Source organism: Rhodococcus sp. ACPA4 (genome assembly GCF_002300185.1).
Lineage (GTDB): Bacteria > Actinomycetota > Actinomycetes > Mycobacteriales > Mycobacteriaceae > Rhodococcus_F > Rhodococcus_F globerula.
This window is the reverse complement of sequence record NZ_NSDY01000001.1, coordinates 1,099,594-1,123,289: the sequence shown is the minus strand read 5'-3', so window position 1 is coordinate 1,123,289 and position 23,696 is coordinate 1,099,594. Positions and strand designations below refer to the sequence as shown.

Sequence of the window (23,696 nt, the reverse complement as noted above, 5' to 3'; positions counted from 1 at the left end):
CCACGGGCCCGCTGGGTCGCCGATCCGTGCGGGGAGGGAATGCGCAGGAAGCTATGACGCCACGTGGCGCCACCAACAAGATGCAGCGAAGTAGCTACCGCTTGTCGCTAACCCGCCGTTCGGGGGCAACGCTCGGCGCCGCCCGGTTTCGGGTGGCGTCGCGCGTAGTCCGTCGAACAACAGCCATCTTTCTGCGACACTTCTTCCCCAAAAAGTGCCAGTTGTACCGTACGACACTTGAGAGAACTTTGGAAACTTTAGCCCCAAATAACACATCGGGTATTTCACCAGGTGGATTGCTGTATCCAGACGAAAAAGCAGGTACTCACCACAAATGCTGGTGAATACCTGCTAGTCGATATTCAGGAACGTGCGCGCTGGACTAAGCAGATCCGGCGTGTCCGACGGCCAGTTCCGAAGGTTCGCTCACCTGCTCGGTGACCGCGGGTTCGGGGCTCCGACGCCATTTGACGGCAAAAGTAATTGCCGCCGCGATCGCCACAATCGCCACCAAAAGGACCGTGTACAAGGCCCACGCCGGACCCGGTTGGACAATCTCATGGGAAAAGCGATCGGCGATCGCAGCAGAACTGTCCCCGAACGAGCGATCCTGCGCGGTCTCGAGCTGTACTCGACTGATCGAATCGCTGGAACTGCCCATCCAGTCCGGACTCATCACCAAGACCGTGCCGCCCTCGGATTCGCCGACCGTCGTCGCCAGATCCCGGAGGTCGGTGTCGCGGGAAGGATTGGCGTCGAGGACGATCACGCTCAAATCGATCCCGCGCTCACGTGCGTCGGCGACGACATTCACCAGTGCAGGGACATCGGCAGCCGGTGCGGAAACCCCATTCTGCGCAACGTCGGCAACCACGTCGTCGACATCGACGTCCGATGGGACTGCGGCATGCAGAGGTAGTGCGGCGTGCAGCGGACCGCTCGCATGCAAGGGCGTGAAGACCAAATGTGTAGGAGCAGACATCTCTCATCCGGGTGCAGTTCGGTGCTCGTTCACACGCGAGTGTGCGAATGAATCCGAGGTCGTTATCGGGCGGTCTGACCGCGACGGGCCTGAATGCACCCTACTTGAGGTTGAGTGCGAAGCCCGCGAGTCTTCGACACTCCGCGCAATCCGTTGTGGGTCAGCTCACCCAGTCCACCCTGCGTTGCGCAGGTCCTGAGACTGCGTGAAGATTGTTTCGGTCAAGTTGCCCCGAAGTCTCACAGGACAAGCGTACTGTTAGACTTCAGACCGAGAGGTACCTCGCCTCGACCGAGTCCACTTCAGCTCCGATGTTCGGACAGTTCTCACGTGAACTGTGCGATTGGCGTGAGCTGTCACCGGATACGCCGAGTTGTAAGTACCTCGCTTCAGCTGCCGACACAGCCCCGTCGGTGGCGACCCTCATAGACGAGTGGAGCAGACGTGAGCACCAGTATTGATTCGTTCGGAGCAAAGGGAACCCTCGAGGTCGGTGAGAACTCTTACGAGATCTTCCGCCTCTCGGCCGTCCCCGGCACCGAGAAATTGCCTTATTCCTTGAAGGTTCTCGCCGAGAACCTTCTCCGCACCGAAGACGGTGCCAACATCACCGCGGATCACATCCGCGCCATCGCAAGCTGGGATCCCTCAGCTGAGCCGAGCATCGAAATCCAGTTCACGCCTGCCCGCGTGATCATGCAGGACTTCACCGGCGTTCCTTGCATCGTCGACCTCGCCACCATGCGTGAGGCCGTCACCACCCTCGGTGGCGACCCGAACAAGGTCAACCCGCTCTCCCCCGCCGACATGGTCATCGACCACTCGGTCATCCTCGACGTCTTCGGCCAGGCCGACGCTCTCGAGCGCAACGTCGACCTCGAATACGAGCGCAACGGCGAGCGTTACCAGTTCCTCCGTTGGGGCCAGGGAGCATTCGACGACTTCAAGGTCGTCCCCCCGGGAATGGGAATCGTTCACCAGGTCAACATCGAGTACCTGGCACCCACCGTCATGTCCCGTAACGGACAGGCATACCCCGACACCTGTGTCGGCACCGACTCGCACACCACGATGGTCAACGGCCTCGGCGTGCTCGGCTGGGGCGTCGGCGGCATCGAGGCCGAGGCAGCAATGCTCGGTCAGCCCGTCTCCATGCTCATCCCCCGCGTTGTCGGCTTCAAGCTCTCCGGTGAGATCAAGCCAGGCGTCACCGCAACCGACGTCGTGCTCACCGCCACCGAGATGCTCCGTAAGCACGGCGTCGTCGGCAAGTTCGTCGAGTTCTACGGCAAGGGTGTCGCCGAGGTTCCGCTCGCGAACCGCGCAACCCTTGGCAACATGAGCCCCGAATTCGGTTCCACCGCAGCGATCTTCCCGATCGACAGCGAAACGATCGACTACCTGCGCCTCACCGGCCGCAGCGACGAGCAGCTCGCTCTCGTCGAGTCGTACGCCAAGGAACAGGGCCTGTGGCACAACCCGGACCAGGAGCCCGTCTTCTCCGAGTACATCGAGCTCGATCTGGGAACCGTTGTTCCCTCGATCGCCGGCCCGAAGCGCCCGCAGGACCGAATTCTGTTGTCGGACTCCAAGCCTGCGTTCCGCAAGGACATCCACAACTACGTGGAAGACAACCAGCCGACCGAGCACACGCAGCTCGACGAGGCCGTCGAAGAGTCCTTCCCCGCTTCCGACCCCGCAGTGCTCTCCTTCGCTGACGACGGAGCGGTCGACGTTCTCTCGGCTGCGAACGGTGCGCATGGCCGTCCGAGCAAGCCGGTAGTCGTCAAGTCCGACGCCGGTGAATTCGTTCTGGACCACGGCGCCGTGGTTGTTGCCGGCATCACGTCCTGCACCAACACGTCCAACCCGTCGGTCATGCTCGGCGCTGCACTGCTCGCACGCAACGCCGTCGAAAAGGGCCTTGCCACCAAGCCGTGGGTCAAGACCAACATGGCTCCCGGTTCGCAGGTCGTCACCGACTACTACGAGAAGGCCGGCCTGTGGCCGTACCTCGAGAAGCTCGGCTACTACCTCGGCGGTTACGGCTGCACCACGTGCATCGGTAACACCGGCCCGCTGCCCGAGGCAGTCTCGAAGGCCATCAACGACAACGATCTCTCGGTCACCGCGGTGCTCTCGGGTAACCGTAACTTCGAGGGTCGCATCTCCCCCGACGTCAAGATGAACTACTTGGCTTCCCCGCCGCTCGTGATTGCCTACGGCCTCGCCGGAACCATGGACTTCGACTTCGAGACCGATTCGCTCGGTAACGACACCGACGGAAACCCCGTCTACCTCAAGGACATCTGGCCGTCCACGCAGGAAATCGAAGAGACGATCAAGTCCTCGATCGACCAGGACATGTTCCGCAAGTCGTACGCAACCATCTTTGCGGGCGACAGCCGCTGGCAGAACCTCGAAACACCGAAGGGCGACACCTTCGAGTGGGACGCGAACTCCACCTACGTGCGGAAGCCACCCTACTTCGACGGCATGACGATGGATCCGGCTCCGGTCAAGGACATCAAGGGCGCTCGCGTCCTCGCACTGCTCGGCGACTCGGTCACCACCGACCACATCAGCCCGGCAGGTCCGATCAAGGTCGGCACCCCCGCGGCGCAGTACCTCGACTCCCATGGCGTCGAGCGTGCGGATTACAACTCGCTCGGATCGCGTCGCGGTAACCACGAGGTCATGATTCGCGGAACGTTCGCGAACATCCGTCTGCGTAACCAGCTTCTTGATGACGTCTCGGGTGGATACACGCGCGACTTCACGCAGGAAGGCGCACCGCAGGCATTCATCTACGACGCGTCGCAGAACTACCAGGCAGCCGGCATCCCGCTGGTCGTCCTGGGCGGCAAGGAGTACGGCTCCGGATCCTCGCGTGACTGGGCTGCCAAGGGCACGAGCCTGCTCGGCGTCAAGGCCGTCATCACCGAGTCGTTCGAGCGCATCCACCGCTCCAACCTCATCGGCATGGGCGTTGTCCCGCTGCAGTTCCCGGTCGGCGAGTCCGCAGGGTCGCTCAAGCTCGACGGCACCGAGACCTTCGACATCGAAGGCGTCGAGAAGCTCAACGAGGGCGTCACCCCGAAGACCATGAAGGTCACGGCAACGCGCGAGAACGGCGAGAAGGTCGTGTTCGACGCAGTCGTACGCATCGATACCCCCGGTGAAGCGGATTACTACCGCAACGGTGGCATCTTGCAGTACGTGCTCCGCAACATGATCCGAGGCTAGTTCGCCAGCCTGCCTTTTCCGCACGGCGGACTCAGCGACCTTGCTGAGTCCGCCGTGTGCGTTTGGTATCGGTTCACGGGTGGTGCCAACTCCGAACAAAGAGTCGGCATCGTGGAGATGCGCGAGACGAGGACAAGAACGTGCCCAAGGTCAGTGAAGACCATCTCGCGGCACGGCGCAGTCAGATCCTTGACGGTGCCCGCCGCTGCTTTGCGGAATACGGCTACGACGGCGCCACAGTCAGAAGACTGGAAGATGTCACCGGGTTGTCCCGAGGCGCGATCTTTCATCACTTCAAGGACAAGGACGGACTTTTCCTCGCGTTGGCGAGCGAGGACGCGAGCCGCATGGCCGACGTCGTCGCCGAAGAGGGCCTTGTGCAGGTGATGCGCGACATGCTCGCTCAGCCCGACCAATTCGATTGGCTTGGCACACGCTTGGAAATTGCCCGGCGACTGCGGACCGATGCGGATTTCCGTGCCAAATGGTCACAGCGGTCGGCGGAACTCACCGAGGCGACCAGCGCTCGTCTGGCCTTCCAGAAATCTGCCGGGCGATTGCGTGACGACGTACCCACCGACGTACTGATCGGCTATCTCGATCTGGTGATGGACGGTCTGGTGGCCCGAATCGCGTCGGGCCACGCCGGCAACAATCTGTCGGCGGTCCTCGATCTGGTCGAGGAATCGGTGCGTCGACAGGACTGAGGGACTGCGCCCCTGTGCGCCTTTTCGGTAGTGGGAGCTACCAGAAAGGCGCACAGGCGGTTACGCCAGCTGAATCAGCTCGAGGTATTCCTGCGACCAGTGATCCTCGTTGCCGTCGGGCAGAAGGATGACGCGCTCGGGGTTGAGAGCCTCAGCCGCACCCGGATCGTGAGTCACCAGGACAACGGCGCCGGTGTAGCTGCGAAGCGCGTCCAGGACCTGCTCACGGGAGATCGGGTCGAGGTTGTTGGTGGGCTCGTCGAGCAGCAGGACGTTTGCAGCGGACGACACGAGGCCGGCCAGTGCCAGACGGGTCTTCTCACCACCGGAGAGTGTGCCTGCCGGCTGTTCGAGCTGCGGGCCCGTGAACATGAATGCACCCAGGAGCGAACGCAGTTCCTGCTCCCCCGTGTCCGGAGCGGCGTGACGGATGTTCTCCCACACCGAATCGTTGTCGTCGAGGGTGTCGTGCTCCTGCGCGAAGTAACCGATCTTGAGTCCGTGACCCGCGATCAGCTCACCTGCATCGGCTTTCTCGGCGTTCGCGAGGATGCGCAGCAGTGTCGTCTTGCCTGCACCGTTGAGTCCGAGGATGACAACGCGGGATCCGCGGTCGATCGCCAGGTCGACGCCGGTGAAGATTTCGAGTGAGCCGTACACCTTGGTGAGGTTCTTGCCCATGAGCGGAGTCTTGCCGCATGCTGCGGGCTCGGGGAAACGGATCTTCGCGACCTTGTCGGACACGCGCTCGGCATCGAGGTTGGCCATCAACTTGTCTGCGCGCTTTGCCATGTTCTGAGCGGCAACAGCCTTGGTTGCCTTGGCACCCATCTTGGCTGCCTGGATGCGCAGAGCGCCGGCCTTCTTCTCGGCGTTGGCGCGCTCGCGGCGTCGACGCTGCTCGTCGGTTGCACGGGCGTCGAGGTACTTCTTCCAGTTCATGTTGTAGATGTCGGCTTCACTGCGCACGGCGTCGAGGAACCAGACACGGTTGACGACGTCGTTGAGCAGATCAACATCGTGACTGATGACCACAAGGCCACCCTCGTGATTCTGGAGGAATCCGCGCAGCCACGTGATGGAGTCCGCGTCGAGGTGGTTGGTGGGCTCGTCGAGGAGCAGAGTCGTGTCCGAGCGCGCGCCGCTGCCATCGGACGCGGCAAAGAGAATTCGAGCCAACTCGACGCGTCGACGCTGACCACCGGACAGCGTGCTCAGTGGCTGGCCGAGGATGCGATCTTCGAGGCCGAGGCTGCTGGTGATGCGAGCAGCTTCACTCTCGGCTTCGTAGCCGCCCAGGGAGGAAAAGCGGTCTTCGAGCTGACCGTACTTCTTGACTGCCTTGTCCTGTGATTCCTGGTCGAGAACCTCGCCCATGAGAATCTGCTGCTTCTCCATGTCACGGAGCATCGTGTCGAGGCCACGGGCCGAGAGGACACGATCCTTGGCGAGCACGCTCAGGTCGCCCTCTTTGGGGTCCTGCGGCAGGTAGCCGAGGTCGCCGGTCCGGACGACCTTGCCCGCGTACGGCTCGCCCTCACCGGCGAGGAGACGCAGTGTGGTGGTCTTGCCTGCACCGTTACGACCGACCAATCCGATGCGATCACCGGGCTGAATTCGCAAGGACGGACCGGGCGCCGTGAGAAGGGTGCGGACACCGGCACGAACTTCGAGGTCAGTGGCGGTAATCAAGCAGAACTCCTCAGAACTAAAGACAACTACGGGCAAACGTGTCCTGACGGCAGACACAAGAACTTCCAATTTTACCGTGAGCTGGGGCCATCTCCGACCAGCGGCATGTGAATCCGCTAACAGTGGGAGATCTGCGATGTAGATGGAATCCTCGGGGGATGACAACCCGAACAACCGCCGCAGACGTCGTCATCGTGGGCGGCGGGCCGGCCGGGCGGGCGCTGGCGACGAGATGCGTCGCCCACAATCTGTCGGTCATTTTGATCGATCCGCACCCCACGCGAGCGTGGACGGCAACGTATGCGGCCTGGCTCGACGAGCTTCCGGCGTGGTTGCCGGACGCGGCCATTTCGAGTCGTATCGGTCGCCCGTCAGCGTGGGCGCAGCGACCCACAACGCTCGATCGCACTTACTGCGTATTGAATACATCGATACTGCAATCAATACTGTCGACCGGATCTGCGCAGGTCATAGCCGGGAGAGCCACTAATGTGACTACCCACTCCCTCACCTGCGCTGACGGGACCCGTATCGGCGCACAGGTCGTGGTCGATGCCCGTGGAACACCACCAACTCCCAGAACGGCACAGCAAACCGCCTTCGGAATCGTGGTCGATCGCGCCGCCGCGGAGCCGGCACTCGACGGCAACGCAGCCTGGTTCATGGACTGGCGACGAGACAACGGCACCGCGGAAACCGCAGAGCCGTCGTTCCTCTACGCCGTCCCCCTCGACGCCAACCGGACGCTCCTCGAGGAGACGTGTCTTGTAGGTCGACCGCCCCTACCGCTCGGCGAGCTGAAACGGCGACTGCACATTCGGCTCGGCAATCGCGGCGTCACCGTTGCGGAAGACGCCCCCGTCGAACGTGTCCGGTTCGCTGTGGAATCGCCACCGCGTCGGCGCGGTGATCCCTTCCGATTCGGCGCACGCGGCGGACTGATGCATCCCGGCACCGGGTACAGCGTCGCCACGGCTCTGAACGAAGCAGACGCTGTTGCATCCGCGATTGCCCGCGGCGACGACCCTCAGAACGCACTGTGGCCGCGAGCGGCTCGAGCTGTCGCAGCACTGCGGCGAGTAGGCCTGAGCGCACTTCTCACGCTCGAAGCCGCTGACGTCGAAACGTTCTTTGCGACGTTTTTTGCGCTGCCCGTCGAACAGCAACGGGCCTATCTGTCGGATCGCCGCGATACGGTCGCTACGGCGAAGGTCATGACGTCACTATTCGCCGCCTCACCGTGGCGGGTGAGGCGAACATTGATGGGCGCGCCGCTTTCAGCGTTGAGGTCGAAATAACGGCGGTCCAAGTAACGGTCGTTGATAGCGTCACTACATATCGCCTCACCGATCACTGGAGTTTCCTTGTTCATTCTTTATGCCGTTGTTGCTGTGATTCTGACTGCCACTCTCGCCGGATCTGCCTATCTCGACATCACGCGCGAAGAAAAACTGGTCGACACCCTGACCGGATTGGGCGTTCCCGAAGAATGGATTCCCGGACTCGGCGTCATCAAGCTCGTCGGCATCGTCGGCCTATTGGTCGGGCTTGTTGTCCCCGTGATCGGCATTGCCGCCGCCATCGGACTGATCCTGTATTTCATCGGCGCCGTCGCCGCTCACCTGCGATCGGGCGACCAGAACATCGTGCCTCCGGCGATGCTCGGGCTCCTCGCCGTTGCCGCCTTGGTGCTGCGTATCGCGTCGTCCTGACCCGCCGACGCGGTGATCGCGAACAACAATTCGACATCGCACCCATTGTTTTCTCTCGCGCAATTGCGTTGCAGCGACCATCATGGGAACCATGCGATCGATTTGGAAAGGCTCGATAGCGTTCGGTCTGGTCAATGTTCCGGTCAAGGTGTACTCCGCAACAGAAGATCACGACATCAAGTTCCACCAGGTCCACGCCAAGGACGGCGGCCGGATCAAATACAACCGCGTGTGCTCGGAGTGCGGAAACACTGTGCAATTTGCCGATATCGACAAGGCATACGACGCCGAAGACGGGACGCGCGTTGTCCTGACCGACGAGGATTTCACGAAGCTGCCGGCTGCGGAAAAGCATGAAATTCCGGTGCTCGAGTTTGTCGCGAACGAGCAGATCGACCCCATCCTTTTCGAGAAGAGTTACTTCCTCGAACCGGACTCCGCGTCACCGAAGGCATACGTCCTTCTCTCGACGGTGCTCACGGAGAGCGATCGCACTGCGCTTGTCCACTTCACACTCCGGCAGAAAACGCGTCTGGCGGCGTTGCGCGCCAGGGACGGCGTCCTGGTAATTCAGACCCTGCTGTGGCCGGACGAGGTTCGCGCTGCCGAGTTCCCCTCGCTCGACGGCGCGGAGAAGCCGAAGCCGAAGGAACTCAAGATGGCGCAGACACTGGTAGACAGCATGGCGGGCGATTTCGACCCGACCGAATTCACCGACGACTATCAGCTTCAGCTTCGCGAACTGCTCGAGAACATGATCGAGAGCGGCGGCAAGAAGGTCATCCCCGCAGCCGAGGTCGAACAAGGCGGCGAGGACGCCGACGTCGTCGATCTGGTGGCAGCACTGCAACGAAGCGTCGACGAGGCAAAATCCAACGCGTCGAAGACCAAGACCCGCAAGCGCGCCTGAGCACCTACCGCCGAATGTCCTGTTCGTCGATCAAGGCATCGAGTTCAGCGTCGACGTCGGTGCTTCGATCACCACCCGACGCAACGGCCAGTTTCACCGCGGGCCCGATCGCCGCCAGCCCGACGTCGGTGAACATGTCCGCGTGTGAGGTGGGGACCGGACGGTCCACGATCACGCCGGTTATGAACGGTCGCCACGCCGACGCAGTGCGCAGTGGGTCGACGGTGTCCGTGTGTGCCGAGAAGAACAGCAGATCACCGACGAATCTGCCGGGGCGATACCGATGTGCAAGGTGCGCCCCGGCGCAGTACTCGTCGTACAGTCGCTCGATCGTGTTGCTGGAGGCCAACGGATGATCCCCGATACTGCGACGGAGTAACACTTCCGCCGCCGCGGGAGTCAACTCCACCGCATCAGGGACCGCTATCCCCAGCCCCGCGACCAATTCCGCGAGTGTGGGTTGTGCTCCGTCCATTGAAGGATCCTCGAGCACGAAACTGTCCAACAGGACCAGTTCGGCAACGCTCTCCCCCAATGCCTGCAGCTGCACGGCAGCAGCGTGCGCGATCAGTCCCCCGATCGACCATCCGAGTAGGTGATATGGACCGTGCGGCTGGACTCGGCGGATCTCCGCGACATATCGCGCCGCAAAATCTTCGATCATCTCTGCCCGGAATTCCGGGTCCGTGAGGATCGGCGACTGCAGGCCGTACAACGGTCGGGCTGGATCGACGTACTGAGCCAACCCGCCGTAGCACCAGGCCAAGCCGATCGCGGGATGGACGCAGAACAGCGGTTCGGCTTCCCCTGAGGTTCGGATAGGCAGCAGAACCGACAGTGCTGACGCATCCGGCTCGGACGAGGCTGATGCATCCGGCTCGGACGAGTCGGCGTCGGCAAGCTTGCGGGCCAGCGCCTCCGGCGTCGGATCCGAGAACAACCACCCAACGGGAACTGCGCTCCCGGTCCTCACCTCGATCGCAGCTACCAGACGTGTTGCCATCAGCGAGTTTCCGCCGAGATCGAAGAAGCTCGAATCTGCGTGGACCATGTCGACGTCGAGTTCGAGTACGTCGGCGAATGCCGCGCACAGAGCGATCTCCGCGGAACCCTCCGGCCTGCGGCCGCCGTCGTCGTCCCACGTGGGAGTCGGGAGCGCGGAGCGATCGACCTTGCCTGCCGGCGACGTCGGGATCGAGTCGATCGTCACGAAGGCGGACGGCACCATATGCGTCGGCAACAAGCGAGCGGCATGGCGGCGCAACATTGCCGAATCGATACTTCCGCCGACGGCAGGGACTACGTACGCCACGATCCTGGAATCGCTGCCGGCCCCAACGACGGCCGCGACGGCTGCACGGACCGACGGTTCCGACGCCACGACCGTGTCGATTTCTCCCAGCTCGATACGGAACCCACGCACCTTGACCTGGTGGTCCGCACGTCCGAGGTAGTTCAACGAACCGCCGCGGTCGCTGCGCACCAGATCGCCGGTGCGGTACATCCGCGCACCTGCCTGGCCGTGCGGGTCGGCAACAAACCGTGTTGCCGTCAACGCGGGACTACCGAGATACCCCCGCGCAAGTCCGGCCCCGTTGACGTACAACTCCCCGACGAGTCGCCCGGGTACCGAGTGGAGGCGCGAATCGAGAACACGCGCGGCGACGCCCCGGATCGGGCCACCGATCGACACCGGATCCCCGACGCTCAACTCGTCGCTGATCGTGACCGCGACCGTGGCCTCGGTCGGACCGTAGGCGTTGAACATCCGTCGCCGTGGGGCCCACTGGGATACGAGCTCGGCTGAGCACGTATCGCCGCCGACGATCACTACGTCGAGCTGATCGAGTCCGCTGGGATCAACCGTCGCCAGGGCTGCGGGGGTGACAAACGCGTGCGTGACGGCGCAGCGCTGCATCACATCTCGCAGTTCGGCGCCGCCGTACACCGTCGCGGGTGCAATCACCATGGTTGCGCCTGCGCCGACGGCAAGCAGCAGTTCGAGAATCGACGCGTCGAAGCTGGGAGACGCAAAACTCAGGGTGCGGGAATCAGCGCTCACGCCGAATCGCTCGCGTTGTTCCTCCGCAAAAGCTGACAGTCCCGCGTGGGTGACCAACACGCCCTTCGGTTTTCCGGTGGAACCGGACGTGTAGATCAGGTAGGCCGGGTGATCGAGCTCAACCGACACCGGACTCACGTCTGCGCCGCCGACGGTAAGTTCGAGCGACTCGAGTGTCACCCACCGCGATGTGTCCGGCAGGTCGGCGACATAGTCACCGGCTGTCAGTCCGAGAACGGCCCCGCTGTCGCGAAGCATGTGTTCGATGCGTTCGGCCGGATACGCCGGATCTACCGGCAGGAACGCCGCGCCGGTCTTGGCTACAGCCCACACTGCGATCACGTAGTCGACGGAGCGCGGAAGTGCAATCGCGACAATCATTTCCGGGGCAGCGCCACTCGCTACCAGCACGCGGCACAGAGCGTCGGACCGGCGATCGAGTTCGCCGTACGTCAGAGCGTCGGATCCCGCCGCGTCGATCAATGCCAAAGCCAACGGATCGGACGCAGCTCGGGCAAGAAGCTGCGGCAACGTCGCGGGGTCGCCTGCTACGTCACCGCGCACAGCACTGGACTCATTCGGTCCGAGGAGGTCCACGTCGCCGACTACGACGGTCGGATCGGCAGTCACCTCGGCGACAAGCGTCTCCAACATCGTTGCAAACGACGCAGCGGTATCTGCGTCGAACAGATCCGTTGCATAGGTCAGGGACGCGGTGTACCCGGCGCCCTCTTGCGCTGTCTGTTCCACGACCGTGAATTGCAGATCGAACTTCGCGACGTCGGGCGTGATCTCCTCCGCGCGGACGCTCAGTCCGGGCAGTTTCCACGCCACCTGATGAGCGGCGTGGAAGGAGAACATCGTCTGGAACAACGGATGACGGTCGGTTGTACGCGTCGGCGCAACAACCTCCACAACCTGTTCGAAAGGAATGTCCGTGTGGGCAAATGCATCCAGGTCAACGGCGCGAACAGTGCGTAGTACGTCGACGAAGGTCGCAGCGGGATCGACAATCGTGCGCAGTCCGACGGTGTTGACGAACATTCCGACCAGATCGTCGAGAACTCGGTGGCCACGTCCGGCGACCGGCGAGCCGATCACGACGTCGCTGCTGCGACTCACGCGAGACAGCAGCACGGCGTACGCCGCGTGCAACACCATGAACGGTGTCGCTGCGTTAGATCCGGCAAGGGCTTCCACTGCGGTGCGAATGTGCGACGGCAGCGTGACGGTGACGTGCGCACCGGCCAGCGATTGAGTGAGCGGGCGCGGCCGATCGACGGGGAGATCGACCAACTCGGGTGCCCCGCGCAAGGTTTCCCGCCAGTACGACGCCTGTGCGCCGAGCACACTATCGGGGTCGTCCGCGCCGCCGAGCGCCTGGCGTTGCCACAGGGCGAAGTCGGCGTAGTGCACGTCGAGTGGTGTGAAGTGCGGAGCATGTCCGGAGCATCGTGCAATGTAGGCGGTGAACACGTCCCTCATCAAGGGCGCGACGGACCATCCGTCAGCGGCAATGTGGTGCACGACGATGACAAGAGTGTGGCGATCCGGTGCGGTCTCCATCAGTAGTGCGCGGATGGGTGCTTCGGAGGTGACGTCGAAGCCGCGAGAAGCAAATTCGGCGGCAATCGACACCGCCCCACGGGCGCCTTCCGTCTCGAATTCCACCGCGGTGACGTTGCTCTGCACCACCTGATGCGGCCCGGTATCCGAGTCGGGGAACACCGTTCGCAAGATCTCGTGACGCTCGATCACATCGAGCACCGCAGCTTCGAGAGCCGGCACGTCGAGGCTGCCGTCGAGTGAGATTGCCGCCGGAACGTTGTACGCGGGTGAGGCCGGATCGAGTTGGTTGAGGAACCAGATGCGTGATTGCGCGTACGACAGTGGAATTCGTTCGGGGCGCTTGCTGACAGTGATCGGCGGCAGCGCCAGGACCGAAGCCGTTGAATCCAGCGCAGCTGCGAGGTCTCGGATTTCTGGGTGTTCGAACAGCATGCGGACCGGAACGTGGCGGCCCAGTGATTCGCCGAGACGCGCAACCAGCCTGGTCGCGAGCAGTGAGTTGCCGCCGAGATCGAAGAAATTGTCCTGGGCGCCGATGTCCTCGGTACCGAGCAGTTCTCCGAACGCGTCGGCGACCACCAGTTCGGTTGCCGTGACCAGGGGCACCACCGTTCGCTCGATCGTGCCAAGCACCGGGGCCGGTAGTGCGGCGCGGTCCAGCTTTCCGACGGGGGTGAGTGGAACGTGGCCGATCGGAGTGATCGCCGATGGCACCATGAACGCCGGTAGGGACCGGCGCGCATGGCTCAGAAGCTCTTCCACCGCAACTGTTTCCGTCGACAGCACCACGTACGACGCCAATATCGTCTCACCGGCCGGACCGTCCACACCCACCGTGACGGCAAATTCGACGCCGGGATGGCTGCTGAGAACCGAATCGATTTCGCCGAGTTCGATGCGGAACCCACGAACTTTCACCTGATGATCGGACCGCCCGACGTAGTCGATGGTTCCGCCGGCAGTCCACCGCACCAGGTCGCCGGTCCGGTACATACGAGTTCCACTGGGACCGAATGGCGCCGCCACAAATCGCGATGCGGTCAGCGCAGGCTGATCGTGGTATCCGCGGGCCAGTCCGAGACCGGCGATGTAGAGCTCACCCGTCACACCGACCGGCACCGGATTTCCGGATCCGTCGAGAACGACAGCCGACACCCCGCGGACCGGTCCGCCGATAGTGACCGGCTCCCCCACTGCCAACGCGTCGCTGATGCACACCATGACCGTAGTTTCAGTGGGGCCGTAGCCGTTGAACAACCGACGGCCCGGCGCCCATCGCTGCACCAGTTCGGGCGGGCATGCCTCGCCGCCGACAACGATCGATTGAAGTACATCGAGCCCGGTCGGATCGACCGAGGCAAGCGCTGCCGGGGTGATGAAGGCGTGCGTGACGCCTTCACAGGCGATGAGCTCGGCCAGATCTTCACCGCCGTACACATCGGGTGAGGCAATCACCATCGTGGCGCCGGTATCGATGGCAAGCAGTAGTTCGAGGATAGAAGCGTCGAAGCTCGGTGACGAAAAATGAAGGGTCCGCGAGGAGGCAGAGATGCCGTATCGCTGCGTTTGTTCTGCGGCTAGCGCACTCAGTCCGCGGTGAGTGACGCTGACACCCTTGGGTTTACCAGTCGAGCCCGACGTGTAGATGATGTATGCAAGGTTGTCGGCTCGGATAGGTGCTGCTGGAACCACCAGTTCGCGCGAATCAGCGACAATCTCATCCATTGTCAACCACGGCACGGATCGTGGAAGCGACTCGAGCACAGATGTTGTCGTCAATCCGCGTGAAGCCCCGGAATCGGTGAGCATGTGCAGGATTCGATCCGCCGGATATCGCGGATCGACGGGAACAAACGCCGCACCGGTCAATGCCACGGCCCACAACGAAACTATCGAGTCGACGGATCTCGGAATCGCAATCGCCACAATGTCTTCGGAGCCGATTCCTTCGGTGGTCAACCGATGCGCGACCGCTGACGCACGGGAATAGAGTTCACGGTAGCGCAGGGTCACATTTCCCGATCGGAGCGCAACCGAATGTCCGGCCTCCGTTGCCTTCTGGGTGAAGATGTCCGCCAAGGTGCGCGAACCGACCCAGGCCGGCCCGCGAACCGGCATCAGCGACGCCCGCTCGTCGGCGGTGAGCAGTTCGATATCGGCGATCGTGGTACTCGGATCGGCGATTACGGCCCGCGCTACCGACTCGAACCGCGCGGCAATCCGAACTGCTGTGTCCTCGTCGAACAAAGCGTGCGCGAAACGCAGGGAGCCGGTGATCTCCGGGTTGTCGGAATCACCCGCCACGAGCGTCAGTTCGAGATCGAATTTCGCTGTCGCAGGTTCGAGTGGCTCCGCATGCAGATGGGCGCCATGCACACTCACCTGCGGAGACACAAGATTCTGGTGGTACGACAGCATGACCTGGAACACCGGATGACGCGGCGTCGACCGGTCGAGATCGAGTGCGTCCACCAGCACGTCGAAGGGCAGATCGGCGTGTTCGAATGCGGCGAGGTCGCTCTCGCGTACGGCGTCGAGCAGGTCCGTGAACGGCGCCCGGTGATCAACCGCTGTGCGCAGCGGCAGGGAGTTGACGAACATTCCGATCAGCGCATCGAGTTCGGGGCGCCCACGGCCGGCAACCGGTGTTCCGATCACCACGTCGTCGGTCGCGCCGAGGCGTGCAAGAACAAGTGCAAACATCGCGTGCAGGACCATGAACTGCGTTGTTCCGGTGTCACGGGCCAGAACGCCGATGCGCCTGCCTGCATCGGAGTCGAGGATGACCGGGACGGAACCGACCGCGGTGGTGGACTCGGATCCTCGTGGACGATCCTTGGGTAGGCGCAATTCGTCCGGCGCGCCGGCCATTGCCGCCGTCCAGAATTTCAGCTCACGAGAAACCACGCTTTCCGGATCGTGTGCATCACCGAGAACGGTGTGCTGCCACAGCGCGTAATCGGCGTACTGCACGTCCAGCGGCATAAATACCGGTGAGTCCCCCACTGCGCGAGCCGAATACGCAGCAACGAAATCCGCAGCAAAAGGGGTCAACGACCAACCGTCGAAGGCAATGTGGTGGATAACCACCACCAGACGATGCACGTCCGGGCCTTCGCGTACCAGCAGCGCCCGTAGCGGAAGGTCCGCACTCAGGTCGAAACGTCGACCTGTGAACTCGTCCACCGTGGTGTCGGCACTACCGGTGCACTGCTCCACCGCAAGATTCACGTCGGCCCGCGCGCGAATGATCTGAACGGGACCGTCAGCGTCATCGACATAAACGGTTCTCAGTGCTTCGTGACGTGCGATGACATCGGACAATGCCGCTTCGAGGGCGTCGACCGACACGTTTCCGGTAATCCGAATCGAGAACGGAATGTTGTAAGCCGGCGATGCCGGATCGAACCGGTTGACGAACCACAGTCGCTGTTGCGCGGCCGAAAGCGGCACGCGATCAGGGCGGACAACGGCCGTGAGAGCCGGGCGATCGTCCGAGGCTGCGACGCACGAAGCGAGACGCAGTGCCAGACCTTCGACGGTGGGGTTCTCGAAGATCGACCGCACCTCTACCGCAATACCCGTCGCGGCGGTCAATCGTGCGGTGACCTGCGTGGCGATCAGCGAGTTGCCACCGAGATCGAAGAAACTGTCGCTTGCTCGCACGGCGGTCACATCCAGAAGCGCTGCAAAGACTTCCGCTACTGCCTGCTCCAGACCCGGCTCCGGCGCGCGCCCGGTACCGAGGATTTCACGCGCGAGCGGCGTGGGTAGCGCCCGGCGGTCCAGCTTTCCTACCGGCGTCAGCGGTATGGCGTCGATGGCGGTGATGGACGACGGAATCATGTAGCGGGGCAAGGTTTCCCCGAGCAACCCGAACAGAGCCTCGGTGTCGCGGTTCTCGCCGTCGCGGTTCTCGTCACTGAACAGCACGTACGACGCCAGTGCGGTCCCCACGGAGGTTTCGACGGCGATTGTTGTTGCGAACTGTACAAGTGGAGATTCCATCAACGCGGCGTCGATCTCACCGAGTTCGATGCGGAATCCGCGGATCTTGAGTTGATGGTCGCTGCGCCCCACGTAGCGAAGTGTGAGGTCCTTGGTCCAACGAACGAGGTCTCCGGTTCGGTACATCCGTGCACCGTCGGTCGAATACGGATGTGCGACAAAACGATCCGATGTCAATCCGGCACGTCGATGGTAGCCGCGAGCCAGCCCCGCTCCACCGATGTACAGCTCGCCGACGCCGCCGACCGGCACCGGTTGCAGCCGCGAGTCCAGGACAACGGCGTCGACACCGCGGATGGGTCCGCCGATGGTGATCGACTCACCGGGTTCGATCTGGTCGCTGATCGCCACCATCACCGTGGTTTCGGTGGGCCCGTACCCGTTGTGCAGCCGGCGTCCCCGGCCCCAACTCTCGACGAGTTCCGGTGTGCAGACGTCGCCGCCGACAACAACACATTCAAGGTCGGAGATACCGGCGGGATCTACCGTCGCGAGTGCTGCGGGTGTGACGAAGGCATGGGTCACCGCGCTCGTTCGAAGGAACTTCCCAAGCGCCTCGCCGCCGTAGATGTCGGCCGGCGCGATCACCATCGTCGCGCCGGTGGACCCCGCGAGCAGAAGTTCGAGTACGGCACCGTCGAAGCTCGGTGACGCAAAATGTAGGGTCCGGGAATTCTCGGTGATCCGATATCGATCCTGCTGTTCCCGCGCAAGATTGGCCAGGCCGGAGTGCGTCACGACGGTGCCTTTCGGCACACCGGTCGATCCGGACGTGTAGATGATGTACGCAGCAGACGCTGGTGTGGTCGATGTGGAGTGCTCGTCGGGGCCGATCGGAGAGTCCGGATACGCCGCGACCTCCGCCGCGATGTCGGGGTCGCGAAAGTCGATCCACGCGGCGACGCTGCCACCTGCGGCAGCGTCGACTGATTTGATGCCGATGCGCGCTCCGGAGTCTTCGAGCATGTGCGCCACCCGATCTTCCGGGTACCGCGGGTCGACGGGAACGAAGACTCCACCGGATTTGGCGACTGCCCACACTGCAAGAACCGAGTCGACCGACCGCGCAACCGCCAGCGCTACCGGTACCTCGCCGCACACGCCCAGGTCCATGAGGTATCGAGCGATCCGATTGGATTCACTGTCAAGCTCGCGGTACGACAGTGCGCGCTCACCGTCGTCGACGGCAATCCGGTCGGGATATGCCTCTGCCGTGCCGCCGATAATCTGCGCTAGCGTCGCATCGGGCAACCCTGCCTGACCGCGTCGTGGCAGTACGGCGGCGCTTTCACCGTCACTGAGCGTGTGAAGATCACCGACCCGGGTTGCCGGGTCGGTAACGGCGGACTCCACGAGCGTCACGAAGTTCTCGGCCATCGCTTCGATGGTCGACGCGTCGAACAGGTCGGTGGAATAGGTGAGGGTGGCGTCGATTCCGTCTGGTCGGGAAATCCCCTCGATCTCGGCTTCGTGTCGTTCGGCGATCGTCAATTCGAGATCGAACTTGGTCAGGCCGGTATCGACCGCTCGAGCCGTCATCGAGATCCCGGCGATTTCCCCGGTGTTGGTGGTCGCAATCCGCGAGGTGATTGCCACCTGGAACACCGGATTGTGCGACGACGAACGATCGAGTTCCAGTGCGTCCACCACAACGTCGAATGGCACGTCTGCGTTGTCGAAAGCGTCGAGGTCGATACTTCTGACCTGTTCGAGGTACTCGTGGAATGTCATGCCACGGTCGATGACCGTGCGCAGAGCGAGTGTGTTGACGAACATACCGACGATGGGATCCAGAGACCTGTCCCCTCGACCCGCGACCGGCGTTCCGACGACGATGTCGTCCGTACCGCTGTACTTGGCCAGTAGCAGAGCAAAGCACGCATGCAGAGCGATGAACGGCGTGGCGCCGTGGTCTGCGGCCAGGGCCGTCAGTTTCTGATGGACGGGCGCATCAATCCTGAAGTCCACGTGCGAACCGCGCAGCGACGGCGCGATCGGGCGAGGACGATCGATCGGCAGATCAAGTTGTTCGGGTGCGTATGCGAGTTGGCGAGTCCAGAACGCAATCTGTTCGGATGCAAGCGAATTCGGGTCGGCGACTTCGCCAAGGTGCTGACGATGCCACAGGGCGTAGTCGGCGTACTGGACGGTTAGCGGTTCCCACATCGGAGCGTGGCCGGTGACCCGAGCGGCGTAGGCGCCGGTGAGATCGGCGGCCAGCGGAGCAAGTGACCAACCGTCCGCCACCATGTGATGCAGGACAACCACCAGGACATATTCGTCGGTATCGGCAACCTGGATCAGCAGGAACCGCACCGAAGATTCACGCACCAGATCAAAACCGGCCGAAGCAAATTCGAAGATCCGGTCTTCGAGCAAGCGCGGTTCGACGTCGATGGATTCCAGTGCCTCGAAACTGTCACCGGGATCAAGAATCTCCTGAACTGCCTGGTCGGCGCGTTGAGGAAACACGGTGCGCAGCGATTCGTGACGAGTGACGACATCGATCAGAGCTTGCTGCAGCGCAGCGGTGTCGACATTGCCCCGCAGCGATATCGCAAACGGAATGTTGTACGCACCCGACTCCGGTGCCACTCGCCCGAGGAACCACAGACGCTGTTGTGCGGGCGCGAGCGGTAGCGTCTGCGGACGTGGTTCAACCCGCAGGGCACCGCTGTCCGGCGTCTGAGTTGCGTGTCCTACGCTCGCGGCAATTCCGGAAACAGTCGGGTGGTCGAACAACGCCCGCAAGGGCATTCGCACGCCCGTTGCCTCGGCCACCCGGGCAACCACCGTCGTCGCGGCCAATGAGTTTCCGCCGAGATGGAAGAAGTTGTCGTCGAGCCCGAGTGGGCCACTGCCAAGAATGTCGGCAAGAACAGCGGCAACCGCAATTTCGGTCGCAGTAGTCGGTGACCGGAACGCAGCCTGGGAACCCAGGATCGGTGACGGCAGGCTGCGTCGGTCAAGTTTTCCGTTGGTGGTCAAAGGAATTGCGTCGATCACCATGAACGCGTCGGGAACCATGTACGTCGGGAGCATTCCAGCAGCATGCATTCGCAACGCCTGGTCGTCGACGGCGTCGGCTGTGGTCACATACGTGACCAGAACATCACCGGCCGGTGTGGGTGCCACCACCGTCACGGCGTCGTTTACTCCAGGCGCAGCGAGGATTACGGCGTCGATCTCACCGAGTTCTATCCGGAAACCACGAATTTTGACTTGAGCGTCATCGCGACCGAGATACTCGAGCCGGCCGGGTTCAACCCAGTGAGCCCGGTCTCCGGATCGGTACAGCCGCCCTCCGCCGGCGTTGAACGGGTCGGCGACAAACCTGCAGGCCGTCAGGTCCGGACGCCCGAGGTAACCGCGAGCGAGCTGGCCGCCGGCAACGTAGATCTCCCCCGCAACACCCACTGGGACGGGTGAGAGGTGGTCGTCGAGCAGGTAGACCCGAAGCCCGTCGATGGCGTCACCGATCTGGCTGCCGGCCGCTGAGCGTGCGTGTGTACTGCCCAGTTCGAGACGAGTGACGTGCACCGTCGTTTCGGTGATCCCGTACATGTTGACAAGAGTCGGTGCCGAGTCGCTGTGATTGTCGTACCAGCGCCCGAGGCGACGCAGGTCCAGTGCTTCACCGCCGAAGATCACGTACCGGAGCGCAGTCGGAGACACTGCACGCGTGTCCGCCTCGATGTACTGGTAGAACGCCGACGGTGTCTGATTCAGCACGGTGACGCCTTCTTCGGCGACAAGGGCACGGAAGGCATCGGGATCACGCGAAAGGTCGTGGTCGACAAGTACCAGCGTTCCGCCGTTCAGCAGCGCTCCCCACAATTCCCACACCGAGAAGTCGAAGGCAAACGAGTGGAACATCGTCCACACATCGGTGTGGTCGAACCCGAAATCACGACTTGTGTTCTCGAACAGTCGCATCACCGCTGCATGAGTTACGGGGACGCCTTTCGGCCTCCCGGTCGAGCCCGACGTGTAGATGACGTTGGCCAGGTTGTCGGCGCTGTGAAAACCCGAGAGGTCGCCGAGAGTGTCGGCGGAGAATTCGGCGGATTCGACCCCGACCACCACCGCGCCAGAAATCTCGGCGTCGGAAATGATGCACACCGGCTTCGCGTCGTCGATCACAAAACTCACCCGATCAGCCGGGTGCGCACGATCGAGTGGGAGATAAGCACCGCCGGCCTTCAACACGGCTACTACGGCGACGATCATGTCGAGCGATTTCGTCAGCATGATGCCGACCAGTGATTCGGGCCGCACACCCTCCTGGATCAGCTTGCGTGCCAGCCGGTTCGATCGCTCGTCCAGCACTCGATACGACATCCGCTCGGTGCCGCACACCACCGCAACAGCGTGTGGCAGGTTCCGCACTTGACCGGCAAGGACGTCGGTCAGTGTACGAACCGGAGTTGGCGGCCGCACCGGCCGTACGAGCGCACCTCGCTCGTCGGCTCGCAGTAGCGCAACAGCCCCCAAAGCCAAGCGAGGTGTCGTCACCAGCGCGGTCAGGATTCGGTTGAAGCGGTCTGCGAGATCCTCGGCAGCTCGCTTCGAACCGAGCCAGTCCACAACCCCGGTGACAGTCCGGTCGCCGCTGCCGTCACTGCCAGCCGGGACCGTCAGCGAGACAACAAGGTCCGGGTCGGTGGCGATGTCGGACCCGATGGGCACCCCTACTATCAGCCCGGGAAACCGTGGGTGCGCGTCGAGCGCTTCGTCGAAACACAGCATCGCCCGGAACAAAGGTCCACGCTCCACCGTGCGGCCGTCCCCGAGGGCTGCGGTGACCGATGTCAGAAGGGTGTCCGCACGATCGAATGCTTCGACGGTGACACCATCCACGATCTCGACCAATTCCGCGAGCGTCGCGGAGGTCGACGCCTCGGTTCTCAGGACCAATTGATTGGCGAACATCGATACAAAATCGTCGGGACTCGGCGAACCGTATCCACGCACCGATACCCCGATTGACACTTCTTCGGCCGAGCCGTGGCGTCGTAGCAGGCCAACCATCGCGGACTGCAGCAGCACGAACACACTCGTATCCGTCGCTGCGGCCATCGACTCGAGACACCGGAACACATCGGATTCGATCGCGACGGGCGCCTGAGATCGAATCCCGTCCGCCGACACCGGCAGCCCCAGTTCTTCTGCAGGTGTCGAAAGTTTCCGCGCCCAGTATTCGATATTTTGCGAATGGCGAACATTGTCGACCCAGCTCCGTGCCCCGTGAAAATCTATATCCGACAATCGGGTATCAGGACCAGCGGCGCAGAACAATTCGAGGAAATCGAGGAACCCACAATGGTGGGCGGTGAGGGTCTCGTCGGTATAGAGATCCGGGTTGGCCGCAAAATCGATCTGGATGTCGGTGGTGGACGGCTGGTAGACGTTGACCGATAGATCCTCCACCGGGCCCGTCGAGATCACCCGGAGTTCACCGGCGGCGGCGCCAAGAGTAATGCCGGAATGAAACAGCATCAGATTGATCAGTGGTCCGTGAAATCCTCGACCATCTGCCATGGCCCCAGTACCCGCGTTGAGATCTCGTCGCAGATCCTCGTGTCGATACTTCTGATGACGCAACGCGCCGGTGAGTTCCAGTTTCACCTCGCGGAGCACGTCACCGACGCAGTAGTTCGGGTCGACCGTCGCCCGCAGCGGTACAACGTTCGACATCATTCCGCCGGACCGTCTGGCAGCCTTTGTCGTGCGTCCGGACACGGGCAGACTCAGGACCACATCTCTGGTGCCGATCGTGCGGGCCAGGAACGCGGCCAAGGCTCCGATCACTACTGACGCGGTTGTGACGTCATGAGCGTCCGCGACGATTGCGATGGTGTTTCGCAGCGCCGCAGGCACAGTTGCCGATCGGATCCGGGCCCACGACTGCGCTGGCGCCGTATTGCGTGCAAGTGACGTCCCGGACGGCTGATCAGCCATCTTCGTGTTCCAGTACTCCCGATCGCGGTTCCATCGCGTCGAACCCAGGTAGTCGGATTCGGACTGGACCAGAGCGGGGAGCGACGCTGTTTCCTGGTCGGGAACCGGTTCGTTCCGAACGGATGCGGTGTAGATCTCGGCTGTGCGATTCATCATCGACATCGCGCCGAACCCGTCGAGAGCCACGTGATGAATGCGGCTGTACCAGTAGTAACGGTCCTCCGCAAGCACGAGAACTGCCATCCGCACCAGACGATCGACGAAGGGATCCATGGGGGTGGTGTGTTCGCGGTGCATCCAATCCTGGGCTGCCGCTTCAGGATCCGACTCTCCGCGCAGGTCCACCACGTCCAGCCGGTCATCCAGGTTCACGTCGAGCCATTGCCGTGGCGTGCCGTCCACCTCGACCAATCGGAGATACCCCGATCCGATCTCACGTCCGGTTTGCTTACTCGCCGCGGTCAGTACGGCAATGTCCAACGGTCCGTCCACATCGACGTACTGCGCAATGGTGACCGGAATTTCGGGCCTCAGCTGTTGCGCGACAAGTAAGGAAAGTTGTGAAGGGGACAGCGGGAAAGTGTCGGACATTCTTCCTCGATTGGGGCTACCTTCCACACGGATCTCCCTTGAACGAAATAGTCGTGACACACGAGCAAAAACGCACCAGTCAATAGGCCGAGCCAAGAAAGGAGCAAATGCCGAAAGCTGACAAATTGCCCACTTGAGATCTCATCGTGACTATCCGTCGCGGCGTTACCACACAGATATATGAGAGCGGATCACAAATGCGGCAAAACAGGACTATCGTCCTGCATATAATGGCGAAAAGTCCCGCGGTAAACAA

Annotated in this window: 8 protein-coding genes; 5 read left to right on the top strand and 3 right to left on the bottom strand. The window is 62.6% G+C overall.

The window, feature by feature from the left end; genetic code table 11:
* Nucleotides 1–382: 382 nt before the first annotated feature.
* Complete coding sequence (locus CJ178_RS05220; protein ID WP_095886282.1) at nucleotides 383–982, bottom strand: Rv1476 family membrane protein; 600 nt, start codon at nucleotides 980–982, stop codon at nucleotides 383–385.
* 444 nt (nucleotides 983–1,426) lie between these two features.
* Between CJ178_RS05220 and acnA the strand changes: the two genes are divergently transcribed.
* Nucleotides 1,427–4,228 carry an aconitate hydratase AcnA gene (acnA, locus tag CJ178_RS05215; protein WP_033232089.1) on the top strand — a complete coding sequence of 934 codons (2,802 nt, stop codon included), beginning with the start codon at nucleotides 1,427–1,429 and terminating at the stop codon, nucleotides 4,226–4,228.
* Nucleotides 4,229–4,368: 140 nt separating this feature from the next.
* Nucleotides 4,369–4,935 (top strand): TetR/AcrR family transcriptional regulator, encoded by a 567-nt coding sequence (locus tag CJ178_RS05210; protein ID WP_033232090.1) that lies wholly within the window; start codon nucleotides 4,369–4,371, stop codon nucleotides 4,933–4,935.
* 60 nt (nucleotides 4,936–4,995) lie between these two features.
* Here CJ178_RS05210 and CJ178_RS05205 read toward each other — a convergent pair whose 3' ends face one another.
* Nucleotides 4,996–6,627 carry an ABC-F family ATP-binding cassette domain-containing protein gene (locus CJ178_RS05205; protein ID WP_033232091.1) on the bottom strand — a complete coding sequence of 544 codons (1,632 nt, stop codon included), beginning with the start codon at nucleotides 6,625–6,627 and terminating at the stop codon, nucleotides 4,996–4,998.
* A gap of 158 nt (nucleotides 6,628–6,785) precedes the next feature.
* Here CJ178_RS05205 and CJ178_RS05200 point away from each other — a divergent pair, with 158 nt between their 5' ends.
* From CJ178_RS05200 to ku, 3 genes are all read left to right on the top strand, one after another.
* Nucleotides 6,786–7,925, top strand: coding sequence for a lycopene cyclase family protein (locus tag CJ178_RS05200; protein WP_095886281.1), 1,140 nt, complete (start codon nucleotides 6,786–6,788; stop codon nucleotides 7,923–7,925).
* A 66-nt stretch (nucleotides 7,926–7,991) separates the two neighbouring features.
* The gene (locus tag CJ178_RS05195; RefSeq protein ID WP_033232093.1) at nucleotides 7,992–8,339 is read left to right on the top strand and encodes a DoxX family protein; all 348 of its coding nucleotides are present in this window, start codon (nucleotides 7,992–7,994) and stop codon (nucleotides 8,337–8,339) included.
* Between the two features lie 91 nt (nucleotides 8,340–8,430).
* Nucleotides 8,431–9,249: a non-homologous end joining protein Ku gene (gene ku / locus CJ178_RS05190; protein ID WP_172935502.1), complete on the top strand. Its 819-nt coding sequence runs from the start codon at nucleotides 8,431–8,433 to the stop codon at nucleotides 9,247–9,249.
* Between the two features lie 4 nt (nucleotides 9,250–9,253).
* Here ku and CJ178_RS05185 read toward each other — a convergent pair whose 3' ends face one another.
* Nucleotides 9,254–23,440 (bottom strand): non-ribosomal peptide synthetase, encoded by a 14,187-nt coding sequence (locus tag CJ178_RS05185; RefSeq protein ID WP_257013007.1) that lies wholly within the window; start codon nucleotides 23,438–23,440, stop codon nucleotides 9,254–9,256.
* Nucleotides 23,441–23,696: the final 256 nt, after the last annotated feature.

Excerpts from the sequence above, each read along its gene's own strand:
- CJ178_RS05200 (WP_095886281.1), top strand. The coding sequence starts at position 6,786 with ATGACAACCCGAACAACCGCCGCAGACGTCGTCATCGTGGGCGGCGGG.
- CJ178_RS05220 (WP_095886282.1), bottom strand. The coding sequence starts at position 982 with ATGTCTGCTCCTACACATTTGGTCTTCACGCCCTTGCATGCGAGCGGT.
- ku (WP_172935502.1), top strand. The coding sequence starts at position 8,431 with ATGCGATCGATTTGGAAAGGCTCGATAGCGTTCGGTCTGGTCAATGTT.
- CJ178_RS05185 (WP_257013007.1), bottom strand. The coding sequence starts at position 23,440 with ATGTCCGACACTTTCCCGCTGTCCCCTTCACAACTTTCCTTACTTGTC.